A 13760-nucleotide genomic window follows, 5' to 3' on the forward strand; every position below is an offset into this window, starting at 1 on the left:
ATCCGGCGGCCACCGGCCTGTGCCCAGGCCCGCCCCCTGAACTCCCCGAAGGTGTCGAACCATGACAGTCGCCATCGACCGCGCCACCGGCAAGCGCCACGGTGACCGCGCGCCGCGGCCCGGCCTGGGCCAGCGTCTGAAGAACGGACTGCAGAAGCACTGGTACGCGTACGCGATGATCGCGCCGGTGGTCGTCGTGCTCGGCGTCCTCGTCGGCTACCCGCTGCTGCGGGGCGTCTACCTGACCCTGACCGACGCCAACAGCCTGAACTCGGCGCGCACGATCGGCGTCAACCACATCGACGCCACCTACAGGTTCATCGGCCTGGACAACTACAAGGACATCCTGTTCGGCCCCACGGCGTACGACCGGTTCTGGTCGCACTTCCTGTGGACCGTCTTCTGGACGGCCGCCTGCGTGGTCCTGCACTACAGCATCGGCCTCGGCCTCGCGCTCATGCTCAACCAGAAGCTGCGCGGCCGCACCGTCTACCGGCTGCTGCTGGTGCTGCCCTGGGCCGTGCCGACCTTCGTCACGGTCTTCTCCTGGCGGATCATGCTCTCCGACTCCGGCGTGTTCAACCAGGTCCTCGACGCGCTCCACCTGCCCCAGCCCCAGTGGCTGGAGGACACCTTCTGGCAGCGGTTCGCCGTCATCATGGTCAACACCTGGTGCGGTGTGCCGTTCATGATGCTCTCGCTGCTCGGCGGCCTGCAGTCCATCGACTCCTCGCTCTACGAGGCCGCGGAGATGGACGGCGCGAGCGCCTGGCAGCGGTTCCGGCACGTCACCCTGCCGGGTCTGCGCTCGGTCAGCTCCACCGTGGTGCTGCTCGGCATCATCTGGACCTTCAACCAGTTCGCGATCATCTTCCTGCTGTTCGGCCCCACCGGCGCGCCCGACGCACAGATCCTCGTGACCTGGGCCTACTTCCTGGGCTTCGGCCAGCAGCCGCGCGACTTCGCCCAGTCCGCCGCGTACGGCGTGCTGCTGCTGTCGATCCTGACCGTCTTCACCTCCTTCTACTTCCGCTGGCTGAAGCGCAATGACCAGCTCGCCGTCTGACGCCGCAGGAGCCGCACCCATGAGCACCACGACCCTCGAGAAGACACAGGCCGGGCCGGCCCCCGCACCGCGGCCCCGGCGCCGCACCCGCCGGCGCGGCGAGCGCGGCCCGCTCGGCGCCGCCCTCCTGCACGGCGGCCTCGCCATGGCGAGCCTGATCGCGCTGGCACCCGTGGCCTGGCTGTTCTTCCTGTCCCTCGGCCCGGACAAGGACGACTACCTGCACCCCGGCAAGATCGCGGACAAGCTGACCTTCTCCAACTACAGCTTCGTGCTGCAGCACACCGCCTTCTTCGACTGGTTCAAGTCGACGATGATCGTGGCCGGCGGCACCACCCTGATCGGCGTATTCGTCGCCGCGACCACCGGCTACGCCGTCTCGCGCATGCGCTTCCCCGGCTACAAGTCGCTCATGTGGGTGCTGCTGCTCACCCAGGCCTTCCCGATCGCCATCCTGATCGTGCCGATGTACGAGATCTTCAGCGAGCTCGGTCTCATCGACACCTACTGGGCTCTGATCGTCATCAACTGCACCACGGCCGTGCCCTACAGCGCCTGGCTGCTCAAGGGGTACTTCGACACCATCCCCTTCGAGATCGACGAAGCCGGGCGCGTGGACGGACTCAGCCCGTTCGGCACCTTCTTCCGGCTGATCCTGCCGCTGGCCCGCCCCGGGCTGGCCGTCGCGGCCTTCTACAACTTCATCACCGCCGTCGGCGAGGTCGCCTTCGCGACCACCTTCATGCTGGACGACTCGAAGTACACCTTCGCCGTCGGTCTGCAGAGTTTCGTCAGCGAGCACGACGCGCAGTGGAACTACATGGCCGCCACCGCCGTGCTGATCGCGATACCCGTGTCCCTGTTCTTCTACCTTGTCCAGAAGAACCTGGTGACCGGCCTCACCGCCGGTGGCACGAAGGGCTGACCGCTCTTCCGCAACAGGGCTCCCGCGCGCCTGACCGCGCGGGTGGCGGCCGCGGTGCCCATCCGACCCCGCCGGCACCGCGGCCGCCTCGTCACCCGCACCCACAGACACCCATGACCCGAACCCCGTTATCCATCAAGGACACCATGAGCCAGCACTCCGCCGACCCGGCACCGAGCCCCGTTTCCGAGTCAGCTCTCGCCACCGTCGCCCAGCGCCGCGACTGGTGGCGGGACGCGGTGATCTACCAGGTGTATCCGCGCAGCTTCGCCGACAGCAACGGCGACGGCATGGGCGACCTGGAGGGCGTACGGTCCAGACTCCCGTACCTGCGCGACCTCGGCGTCGACGCCGTGTGGCTCAGCCCCTTCTACGCCTCCCCGCAGGCCGACGCCGGCTACGACGTCGCCGACTACCGCGCCGTCGACCCCATGTTCGGCAACCTGCTGGACGCCGACGCGCTGATCCGCGACGCGCACGGGCTGGGCCTCAGGATCATCGTGGACCTCGTCCCGAACCACTCCTCCGACCAGCACGAGTGGTTCAAGCGCGCGCTCGCCGAGGGCCCCGGCTCGCCGCTGCGGGACCGCTACCACTTCCGGCCCGGCAAGGGCAAGAACGGCGAACTCCCGCCCAACGACTGGGAGTCGATCTTCGGTGGCCCGGCGTGGACGCGGGTGACCGAACCGGACGGCTCGCCCGGGGAGTGGTACCTGCACCTCTTCGCGCCCGAGCAGCCCGACTTCAACTGGGAGCACCCGGCCGTCGGCGACGAGTTCCGCTCCATCCTGCGCTTCTGGCTGGACATGGGCGTGGACGGCTTCCGCATCGACGTCGCCCACGGCCTGGTCAAGGCCGACGGCCTGCCCGACCTCGGCGCCCACGACCAGCTGAAGCTGCTGGGCAACGATGTCATGCCGTTCTTCGACCAGGACGGCGTGCACGAGATCTACCGTCAGTGGCGGCGGATCCTCGACGAGTACTCCGGCGAGAAGATTTTCGTCGCGGAAGCCTGGACCCCGACCGTCGAGCGCACCGCCAACTACGTCCGCCCGGACGAGCTCCACCAGGCCTTCAACTTCCAGTACCTGAGCACCGAGTGGGACGCGGACGAACTCCGCACGGTCATCGACCGCACCCTGGCGGCCATGCGCCCGGTCGGCGCCCCCGCCACCTGGGTGCTGTCCAACCACGACGTCACCCGCCACGCCACCCGCTTCGCCAACCCGCCCGGCCTCGGCACCCAGATCCGCACCGCGGGCGACCGCGCACTGGGACTACGGCGGGCGAGGGCCGCCACGCTGCTGATGCTGGCGCTGCCCGGCTCGGCGTACGTCTACCAGGGTGAGGAACTGGGCCTGCCGGACGTCGTCGACCTGCCCGACGAGGTGCGTCAGGACCCGGCGTACTTCCGGGGCGCCGGCCAGGACGGCTTCCGTGACGGCTGCCGGGTGCCGATCCCGTGGACGCGCACGGGCTCCTCGTACGGCTTCGGCAGCGGCGGCAGCTGGCTGCCCCAGCCGGAGAACTGGGGTGAGCTGAGCATCGAGGCGCAGACCGGCGTGCCCGGCTCGACGCTGGAGCTCTACCGCGCCGCGCTCGCCGCCCGCCGGGAACACCCCTGCCTCGGCGCGGGCGACGCGGTGGAGTGGCTGCGGGCCCTCGATGGCGTTCTCGCCTTCCGGCGCGGGGAGTTCGTGTGCGTCGCCAACACCACGGGGGAGGCGGTGACGACTCCGGCGTACGGCCGCGTCCTGCTCACCAGTGGTGAGGTGACCGAGGCGGACGGCGAGGCGAAGGTGCCGGCCGACACGACGGTGTGGTTCACGACGGTCTGACGGCCCCTCTGAAAGTTCTTGCATCAACTTCACGCGGCCCGCTGCCTTTTCAGGTGGCGGGCCTTTAACATCTGCGTCACCGCAAGGTGTCTGAAACTTTTCAGCAAGAACCTTCAAAGGTGAAGGACCCCACATGGCACGCAGAACCCTCCCGGGGGTTCTTGCCCTCGCGGCCGCCGCCGCGGTTGGCATGAACCCGACCATCGCACACGCGTCCCCGCCCGGCACGAAGGACGTCACCGCCGTCCTCTTCGAGTGGAAGTACGCCTCGGTCGCCAAGGAGTGCGCCACCACCCTCGGCCCCGCCGGCTACGGCTACGTCCAGGTCTCCCCGCCCGCCGAGCACATACAGGGCTCGCAGTGGTGGACCTCGTACCAGCCGGTCGGCTACAGGATCGCGGGCCGGCTCGGCGACCGCACCGCGTTCCGGACCATGGTGAACACCTGCCACGCGGCGGGCGTGAAGGTCGTCGTCGACACGGTCATCAACCACATGGCGGCGGGCTCCGGCACCGGCACCGGCGGCTCGTCGTACACGAAGTACGACTATCCCGGACTGTACTCGGTCCACGACTTCGACGACTGCACCTCCCAGGTCACCGACTACGCCGACCGCTGGAACGTCCAGCACTGCGAACTCGTGGGCCTGGCCGACCTGGACACCGGCGAGGAGTACGTCCGCAAGACCATCGCGGGTTACCTGAACGACCTGCTCACCCTGGGCGTGGACGGCTTCCGTATCGACGCGGCGAAGCACATCGGCGCGGCCGACCTGGCGAACATCAAGTCCCGCCTGACGAATCCTTCCGCCTACTGGAAGCAGGAGGTCGTCTACGGCGCGGGGGAGGCGGTCCAGCCCTCCGAGTACACCGGCAACGGGGACGTCCAGGAGTTCCGCTACGCCTACGACCTCAAGCGCGTCTTCAACAAGGAGAAGCTCGCCTACCTGAAGAACTACGGGGAGGGCTGGGGCTACCTGAACAGCTCGGTGGCCGGCGTCTTCGTCGACAACCACGACACCGAGCGCAATGGCTCCACCCTGAACTACAAGGACGGAGCGAACTACACCCTCGCCAACGTCTTCATGCTGGCCTACCCCTACGGCGCCCCCGACATCAACTCCGGCTACGAGTGGACGGACGCCGACGCGGGTCCGCCGGGCGGCGGCACGGTGAACGCCTGCTGGCAGGACGGCTGGAAGTGCCAGCACGCCTGGCCGGAGATCAAGTCCATGGTCGCCTTCCGCAACGCGACGCGGGGCCGGGCCGTCTCCGACTGGTGGGACGACGGCAACAACGCGATCGCCTTCGGGCGGGGCGCCAAGGGATACGTGGCCATCAACCACGAGTCGGGCTCCCTCACCCGCACCTACCAGACGTCGCTGCCGGCGGGGACGTACTGCAACGTGCAGAACAACACCGACGTGACCGTGAACAGCTCGGGCCGGTTCACCGCGACGCTCGGCGCCAACACGGCCCTGGCGCTCTACGCGGGCAAGTCGGGCTGCTGACAGGAGTGATGGCCGGTAGCCCCGCTCCTGCGGCGGTACCGGCCCTCACATGTCGATGAAATTCCTTGCCGCTCATTTCAAGCCTCTTGCTGTAAACCTTTCGGCAGCGATACGGTCGCGCGGGGTCGGACCCGAGAGAGCCGTAATCGCAAGGAGTTCCCGCCTGTGATACCGAGATGGCCGGCGCCCAGGACGCGCCGCACCGCCCACGCCAGACGGGTCGCGGCCGTCACCGTCGCCGCACTCGCCGCAGCCCTCGTGCAGCCGCTCGCGGCCCGTGCCGAGGCCCCGCCCGCGCCCCCCTCGGACGCGAAGCTCGCCGCCCAGCCCGCCCGGCACGACGACACCCGCGAACAGTTCTACTTCGTCATGCCGGACCGTTTCGCCAACGGGGACACGTCCAACGACAGGGGCGGCCTGACCGGTTCACGCCTGGCCACCGGCTACGACCCCACCGACAAGGGTTTCTACCAGGGCGGTGACCTCAAGGGCCTGACCAAGAGGCTCGACTACATCAAGGGCCTCGGCACCACCGCCATCTGGATGGCCCCGATCTTCAAGAACCAGCCCGTGCAGGGCACCGGCTCGAACGCCTCCGCCGGCTACCACGGCTACTGGATCACCGACTTCACCAAGGTCGACCCCCACTTCGGGACCAACGAGGACCTCGAGACCCTCATCGCCAAGGCGCACGCCAAGGGCATGAAGGTCTTCTTCGACGTCATCACCAACCACACCGCCGACGTCGTCGACTACGAGGAGAAGTCCTACGACTACCTCTCCAAGGGCGCCTTCCCCTACCTGACCAAGGACGGCGAACCCTTCGACGACGCCGACCACGCGGACGGCGAGCAGACCTTCCCGGCCGCCGACGCCGACTCCTTCCCGCGCACCCCGGTCGTCCCGGCGGCGAAGAAGCACATCAAGGTCCCGTCCTGGCTCAACGACCCGACGATGTACCACAACCGGGGCGACTCGACGTACGCCGGCGAGTCCACCACGTACGGCGACTTCTCCGGGCTCGACGACCTGTGGACCGAGCGCCCCGAGGTCGTCCGGGGCATGGAGAACATCTACGAGCGGTGGGTGAAGGACTTCGGCGTCGACGGCTTCCGTATCGACACCGTGAAGCACGTGAACATGGGGTTCTGGACCCAGTGGGCCACAGCGCTGGACAGGTACGCGGCCGCCCACGGCCGGAAGAACTTCTTCATGTTCGGTGAGGTCTACTCCGCCGACACCTCGGTCACCTCCCCGTACGTCACCCAGGGCCGCCTCGACGCCACCCTCGACTTCCCCTTCCAGGACGCGGCCCGCGCCTACGCCTCCCAGGGCGGCAGCGCGCGGAAGCTGGCGAGCGTCTTCGGCGACGACTACAAGTACACGACCGACAAGGCCAACGCCTACGAGCAGGTCACCTTCCTCGGCAACCACGACATGGGCCGCATCGGGTACTTCCTGAAGCAGGACGACCCGAAGGCCACCGACGCCGAGATCCTGAAGAAGGACAAGCTCGCCAACGAGCTGATGTTCCTCAGCCGCGGCAACCCCGTCGTCTACTACGGCGACGAGCAGGGCTTCACCGGCTCCGGCGGCGACAAGGACGCCCGCCAGACGATGTTCGCCTCCAAGGCCGCCGACTACCTCGACGACGACGAGATCGGCACCGACCGCACCCACACGAGCGACTCCTACGACACGAGCGCGCCCCTGTACCGGCAGATCGCCGCGCTCTCCGAGCTCCGCAAGGCCAACCCGGCCCTGACCGACGGGATACAGACCGAGCGGTACGCGGCCGACGGCGCGGGCATCTACGCCTTCACCCGTACGGACGCCAGGACGGGCCAGGAGTACCTGGTCGCCCTCAACAACGCCGGCGAGGCGAAGACGGCCACCTTGTCGACCGGTTCGGCGGACACGTCGTACCGGGGCGTCTACGGCACGAACGGCACGCTGACGGCCGACGGCGACCGCAGGCTCACTGTCACCGTCCCGGCCGGCACCGCCGTCGTCTACCAGGCCACCGGCACCCTCGCCAAGCCCGCCTCCAGGCCGGCGATCACCCTGAAGGCCCCGGCCGCGGGAGCCACCGGGACGGTCGAGCCGGCCGCGGACGTCGACGGCGGCGCGCTGAACCGCGTCGTCTTCGCCGCCCAGATCGGGAGCGGCAAGTGGCAGACCCTCGGCTCCGCCGACCACGCCCCCTACAAGGTCACCCAGACGATCGGCAAGGACGTACCGGCCGGCACCGCCCTGCGCTACAAGGCGGTGGTCATCGACTCGGCCGGGCACACCGCGAGCGCCACCGCCGGCAGCACCACCGGCACCCCGCCCGCCGAAGAGGTCCCCACGGCCTCCTCCCGGGACTACGCGATCGTCCACTACAAGCGCACCGACGGCGACTACGACGACTGGGGCCTGTACGCCTGGGGCGACCTCGCCGACGGCGAGTCCACCACCTGGCCGGACAGCCACCCCTTCGTCGGCCGGGACGCCTACGGCGCCTTCGCCTACGTCAGGCTCAAGCCCGGCGCCTCGAACGTCGGCTTCCTGGTCATCGACAAGGACGGCGACAAGGACGTCGCCGCCGACCGCACGATCGACGTCACCAGGACGGGTGAGGTCTGGGTCGAGCAGGGCAAGGCGGACGTGATCACGCAGCGGCCCGACCAGCCGGCGCAGGACAAGACCAAGGCGGTCATCCACTACCACCGCGCCGACGGGGACTACGAGGGCTGGGGCCTGCACGTCTGGACGGGTGCCGCGCACGCCACGGACTGGCCGAACCCCCTGAAGCCGGTGAAGACCGACGCCTATGGCGCGGTCTTCGAGGTACCGCTCACCGACGGTGCCACCAGTCTCAGCTACATCGTCCACAAGGGCGACGAGAAGGACCTCGCCGCCGACCAGTCGCTGGACCTCAAGGCGAGCGGCTACGAGGTGTGGCTGTTGAACGGCCAGGAGGAGTACCTGCTGCCGCAGTCCGCGGGCAGCGCGGCCGCCCTCGACCTGACCACCTCCAAGGCGGTCTGGCTCGACCGGAACACCCTCGCCTGGAACGGCGCCGACGGCGCCGCCTCCGCCCAGCTGCTTTACTCCCGCGACGGTTCGATCGCCGTCAAGGACGGGACGCTGACCAGCGACGACGAGCGCTGGCTGCGCCTGTCGAAGACCACGCTCACCGACGCGCAGAAGGCGAAGTTCCCGCACCTGAAGGACTACACCGCCTGGTCCGTCGACCCGCGCGACCGCGACCGGGTGCGTGAGGCGCTGAACGGTCAGATCGTCGCCTCGCAGCGCGCGGCGAACGGTGCCGTGGCGGCCGCTACCGGCGTGCAGATCGCCGGCGTGCTCGACGACCTGTACCCGGGCGCGACGAAGGCGAGGCTCGGGCCGGCGTTCCGGGACGGGAAACCGACGCTGGCCGTATGGGCGCCCACCGCGCAGAAGGTGTCGCTGGACCTCGACGGCACCCCCGTGAAGATGCACCGCGACGCCACCACCGGCGTCTGGTCCGTCACCGGCCCGAAGTCCTGGAAGGGCAAGCCCTACCGGTACGTCGTGAAGGTCTGGGCGCCCAGCGTCCGCAAGGTGGTCACCAACAAGGTCACCGACCCCTACTCGGTCGCCCTCACCGCGGACTCGGAGCGCAGCCTCGTCGTCGACCTGGACGACGAGTCCCTGGCCCCGAGCGGCTGGTCGGCCCTGGCCAAGCCCAAGGCGGTACCGCTGAAGGACGCCCAGATCCAGGAGCTGCACATCCGGGACTTCTCGGTGTCGGACGACACCGTCCCGGCGAAGGAGCGGGGGACGTACCTCGCCTTCACCGACAAGGACAGCGACGGCTCCAGGCACCTGCGGGAGCTGACGAAGTCGGGCACCTCCTACGTCCACCTCCTGCCCGCCTTCGACATCGCCACCATCCCCGAGAAGAAGGCCGGCCAGCAGACCCCGGACTGCGGCCTCGCCTCCTACCCGGCCGACTCCGACCAGCAGCAGGCCTGCGTGGCGAAGACCGCGGCGAAGGACGCCTACAACTGGGGGTACGACCCGTACCACTACACGGTCCCCGAGGGCTCGTACGCCACCGACCCGGACGGCACGGCCCGAACGGTCCAGTTCCGCAGGATGGTCAAGGCGCTGAACCAGGACGGGCTGCGGGTCGTCATGGACGTCGTCTACAACCACACGGCGGCCGGCGGTCAGGCGGACACCTCCGTGCTCGACAAGATCGTGCCGGGCTACTACCAGCGGCTCCTCGCCGACGGCAGCGTGGCCGACAGCACCTGCTGCGCCAATACCGCTCCCGAGAACGCCATGATGGGCAAGCTGGTCGTGGACTCGATCGTCACCTGGGCCAAGGAGTACAAGGTCGACGGGTTCCGCTTCGACCTGATGGGCCACCACCCGAAGGCCAACATCCTCGCCGTCCGCAAGGCCCTCGACGCGCTCACCCCGAAGAAGGACGGGGTCGACGGCAAGAAGATCATCCTCTACGGGGAGGGCTGGAACTTCGGCGAGGTCGCCGACGACGCCCGGTTCGTCCAGGCCACGCAGCAGAACATGGCCGGCACCGGCATCGCCACCTTCTCCGACCGCGCCCGTGACGCCGTGCGCGGCGGCAGCCCCTTCGACTCCGACCCCGGCATCCAGGGCTTCGCTTCCGGGCTGTACACCGACCCCAACTCGTCCACCGCCAACGGCACTCCGGAGGAGCAGAAGGCCCGCCTGCTGCACTACCAGGACCTGATCAAGGTCGGCCTGACCGGGAACCTCGCCACGTACCGCTTCACGGACTCGGGCGGCAAGGAGGTCACCGGCGCGGAGACCGACTACAACGGCGCCCCGGCCGGGTACGCGGACGCGCCCGGCGACGCGCTCGCCTACGTCGACGCGCACGACAACGAGTCGCTGTTCGACGCCCTCGCCTACAAGCTGCCGGGGGACACCTCCGCGTCCGACCGGGCCCGGATGCAGGTCCTGGCGATGGCCACGGCGACCCTCTCGCAGGGCCCGGCGCTCTCCCAGGCGGGCACCGACCTGCTGCGCTCGAAGTCGCTGGACCGCAACTCCTTCGACAGCGGCGACTGGTTCAACGCCGTCCACTGGAACTGCGCGGACGGCAACGGCTTCGGCCGGGGCCTGCCGATGGCGGCCGACAACCAGTCCAAGTGGCCTTACGCCACACCCCTGTTGAGCTCGATCGGGGTCAAGTGCCCGCAGATCGAGGGTGCCTCGGCCGCGTACCGGGATCTGCTGAGGATCCGCACGACGGAGCAGGGCTTCTCGCTCGGCACGGCCGACCGGGTGCAGTCGCGGCTGTCCTTCCCGCTGTCCGGGAAGGACGAGACACCCGGCGTGATCACCATGCGGCTCGGTGACCTGGTCGTGGTGTTCAACGCGACGCCCGAGACACAGGAGCAGCGCATCGCCGCGCTCGCCGGGGAGCACTACCGGCTGCACCCCGTGCAGGCGTCGGGTGCGGACCCTATCGTCAAGTCCGCCTCCTACGCGGCGGAATCGGGCACGTTCGCCATTCCGGGTCGTACCGTGGCGGTGTTCACCCGGTCCTGACGAGCGCGCACTAGCGTGGGTGGGGCGGACGCCCTTCGCGGGGGTCCGCCCCACTTTGCCGTATCGAGAGCGCGGAGATGCACGGCAGCGGCAGGCACACCGAGACCACGGTCCTGGTCGTCGACGACGTGGCGACCAGCCGGTACGCCATGGGCGCGGTGCTGCGCCGGGCCGGTCACCGGGTCGTGCCGGTGGCCAGCGCGGGCGAGGCCCTGGTGGAACTCGACGTACGGCTGCGCGAGGACGCCCTGCCCGACGTGGCCCTGGTCGACGTCGGGCTGCCCGACATGACCGGCTTCGAGCTGTGCCGCCGGGTCAAGGCCCAGCCGCCGATGGCCGCGCTGCCCGTGGTGCACTTCTCCGCCGCCGCGCTGGCGCCGGGCGACCGGTGCCGGGGGCTGAACGCGGGCGGGGACGCGTATCTGACGATGCCCGCCGAGCCGGAGGAGATCCAGGCCGTCGTCCGGGCCGCGGTGCGCGGGGCCCGCCGGCACACGGGGACCGAGTCGCTGGTGCGCCGGATGACGCTGCTGTCCGAGGCCACGATCGCCGTGCAGGCGGCACGCTGCCCGCAGGAGCTGGCCGACGCGGCGGCCGAGGGCGCTGCCCGGCTGACCGGCACCCCGGCCGTGGCCTTCGTGGTCGGCGCCGACGGCGAGCTGTACCGGGGCACGTCCCGGGACCGCAGCGTCCTCGCCCTGCCCGACGCCACCGCGCACGCGGCCGTGGCCCGGCTGGTCACCCGGCTCGTCGAGGGGCGGGCCGGCGCGCACTCCGCCGTCGTGCCCGCGCCGCTGTGGCCGGCCGGGTTCTTCCGGCCCGGCGCCGAGGACGACGCCCGGCTCGTGGTGGCCCAGACCCGGGCGTCCCGGACCCCCGTCTGCCTCGCCACACCGGTGCGCCGCGCTCCGGGCGCCGACCCGGCGGACGACGCGCTGCTCGTCCGGCTCGCGGAGAACGCCGCGCTGGCCGCCGAGCCGCTGCTGATGTACCAGGTGGAGCGCCATGTCGCCCTCACCCTCCAGAACAGCTTCCTGCCCCGCCCGGACAAGCTGCACCTGCCGGGCCTGGAGATCGTCGTCCGCTATGTGCCCGCGTCCCGGCAGACCGAGATAGGCGGGGACTTCTACGCGGCCCTGCGCACCGGCGCCGGGATCCTCACCGCGGTCGGGGACGTCGCCGGGCACTCGCTGGAGGCGGCCACCGTCATGGTGGAGATCCGGCACGCGCTGCGCGCCTACTGCGTCGAGGACAGCGATCCGCGCGTGCTCGCCGCCCGCCTCGACCGGATGCTCCAGCATCACCACCCCGACGTCACCGCCACCGTGTGCCTGTGCCTGATCGCCCCGGACAGCGGGCGCGTCCGGGTCGCCAACGCGGGCCACATCCCGCCGCTCGTCGTCCGGGACGGGGACCGCGCCGGGTACGTGGAGGCGGGCGGGCCGCTGCTCGGCCTGGGGCTGGAGCGGCCGGCGCCCACCGAACTGGTGCTGCGGCCCGCCGACCGGCTGCTGATGGTCACCGACGGTCTGATCGAGACCCGCGGTACGGATCTGTCGGTCTCCATGGCGCACCTCCGCACGGCCGCCGACGGTGCCCCGCCCGGCGTGGGCCCGCTCTGCGACACGCTGCTCGACTGCTTCGGCCACGACCGGGAGGACGACATCGCGATGCTCGCGCTGCGGCTCGCGGATTAGGGTGATCCCGTCGCCTCGGAACAGGAGTACCCATGCCGCAGATCACCGTCGACTACTCCGCCGTGATGGCTCCCGCCTTCGACCGGGCGGCCTTCGCCCACGCCCTGCACGCCGCGACGGTCGAGATCGCGGCCGCGAAGCCCGAGGCGTGCAAGACGCAGTTCCGCCCCAGCGCGTACACGGCGTTCGGCTACGAAGACCCCGAGGACGAGCACCACGCGATCGTCCACGTCACGATCGGCCTGCTGGCCGGCCGTACCGAGGAGACCAAGGCGAAGCTGACCGAGGCGGTCCTGGAACTGCTGCGCGGGCACGTGGCGGACGAGGGCTTCGTCCTGCACGCCTCCGCCGAGGTGCGCGAACTCGACGCGTCCTACCGGAAGTTCGAGCGCTGACGGTTCAGGACGCCAGCGCGATCAGCCGGGTGGCCAGGTCACTGAAGGGGCCGTCGGGCGGCTCCTCCTTCAGCATGCCGCGCAGGAGGGTGCTCATCTCCTCGTCGTAGGCCGCGCTCACGGCGACGAGTGCGGCGAAGTCGTGCACGAGCTGGACCTCCAGCTCGCCGCGTGGGATGCGCCGGCCGTCCAGCCAGATCAGGGCCGTCGACTCGGCGAGCGAGATCCAGGAGCGGATGACCAGTTCCAGTCGCGCCGGCGGTTCGGCGGCGCCCAGATGCGAAAGGATCTGGTCATACGCGGCCTGCCGTACGGAGTCGATGAGCGCGTGGGTGGCCGAAACGTGGCTTATCGAGTGGGCTCCGCCCACGGAGACCGCCGGGCCGCCGCGCATCAGCGCCGAGAAGCCGGGCCCGTGCTCCTCCACGAAGTCGAAGAAGCGGCGCATCACCCGCAGCAGCCGGGCGCCCAGCGGACCCTCGTGCGGCTCCGCGAACCGGCCCGCCAGATCCTCCGCCGCACGCTTCAACGCGGCCTCGTACAGACTGAATTTGCCGGGGAAGTAGTGATAGACCAGCGGACGCGAGATGCCGGCCGCCGACGCTATCTCGTCGATGGACACCTCGTCGGGCGAGCGGCGGCTGAACAGTTCGAGGGCGACGCCGATCAGCTGCTGCCGCCGCTCCTCGACGCCCATTCTGCGGCGAACCCCGGTAGTCATGCGAACACCTTACCGATCGAATTCGGCCGCCGAT

Annotated in this window: 8 protein-coding genes; 7 read left to right on the forward strand and 1 reads right to left on the reverse strand. The window is 70.0% G+C overall.

Annotated elements, in window-relative coordinates; genetic code table 11:
* Positions 1 to 61 precede the first annotated feature (61 nt).
* The 7 genes from ACIBBH_RS00975 to ACIBBH_RS01005 all read left to right on the forward strand — a co-directional run bounded on the left by ACIBBH_RS00975 (position 62) and on the right by ACIBBH_RS01005 (position 13005).
* Entirely contained in the window at positions 62 to 1066 is a 1005-nt protein-coding gene (locus ACIBBH_RS00975; RefSeq protein ID WP_399400574.1) for a carbohydrate ABC transporter permease, read from the forward strand.
* Positions 1067 to 1085: 19 nt separating this feature from the next.
* Positions 1086 to 1991 (forward strand): sugar ABC transporter permease, encoded by a 906-nt coding sequence (locus ACIBBH_RS00980; RefSeq protein ID WP_399400576.1) that lies wholly within the window; start codon positions 1086 to 1088, stop codon positions 1989 to 1991.
* A 146-nt stretch (positions 1992 to 2137) separates the two neighbouring features.
* Positions 2138 to 3829 carry a glycoside hydrolase family 13 protein gene (locus ACIBBH_RS00985; RefSeq protein ID WP_399400578.1) on the forward strand — a complete coding sequence of 564 codons (1692 nt, stop codon included), beginning with the start codon at positions 2138 to 2140 and terminating at the stop codon, positions 3827 to 3829.
* 133 nt (positions 3830 to 3962) lie between these two features.
* A complete protein-coding gene (locus ACIBBH_RS00990; RefSeq protein WP_399400580.1) occupies positions 3963 to 5339 on the forward strand; it encodes an alpha-amylase family protein in 1377 nt (458 codons plus the stop codon).
* Between the two features lie 165 nt (positions 5340 to 5504).
* Positions 5505 to 10913 (forward strand): pullulanase-type alpha-1,6-glucosidase, encoded by a 5409-nt coding sequence (pulA, locus tag ACIBBH_RS00995; protein WP_399400582.1) that lies wholly within the window; start codon positions 5505 to 5507, stop codon positions 10911 to 10913.
* 77 nt (positions 10914 to 10990) lie between these two features.
* Complete coding sequence (locus ACIBBH_RS01000; protein ID WP_399400584.1) at positions 10991 to 12610, forward strand: SpoIIE family protein phosphatase; 1620 nt, start codon at positions 10991 to 10993, stop codon at positions 12608 to 12610.
* A 32-nt stretch (positions 12611 to 12642) separates the two neighbouring features.
* A complete protein-coding gene (locus ACIBBH_RS01005) occupies positions 12643 to 13005 on the forward strand; it encodes a 5-carboxymethyl-2-hydroxymuconate Delta-isomerase (RefSeq protein WP_399400586.1) in 363 nt (120 codons plus the stop codon).
* Between the two features lie 4 nt (positions 13006 to 13009).
* Here ACIBBH_RS01005 and ACIBBH_RS01010 read toward each other — a convergent pair whose 3' ends face one another.
* Entirely contained in the window at positions 13010 to 13726 is a 717-nt protein-coding gene (locus ACIBBH_RS01010) for a TetR/AcrR family transcriptional regulator (RefSeq protein ID WP_399400588.1), read from the reverse strand.
* Between the last annotated feature and the right edge of the window lie 34 nt (positions 13727 to 13760).

Origin of the sequence: Streptomyces sp. NPDC051636 (assembly GCF_044453765.1) — a bacterium.
Taxonomy (GTDB): Bacteria; Actinomycetota; Actinomycetes; order Streptomycetales; family Streptomycetaceae; genus Streptomyces.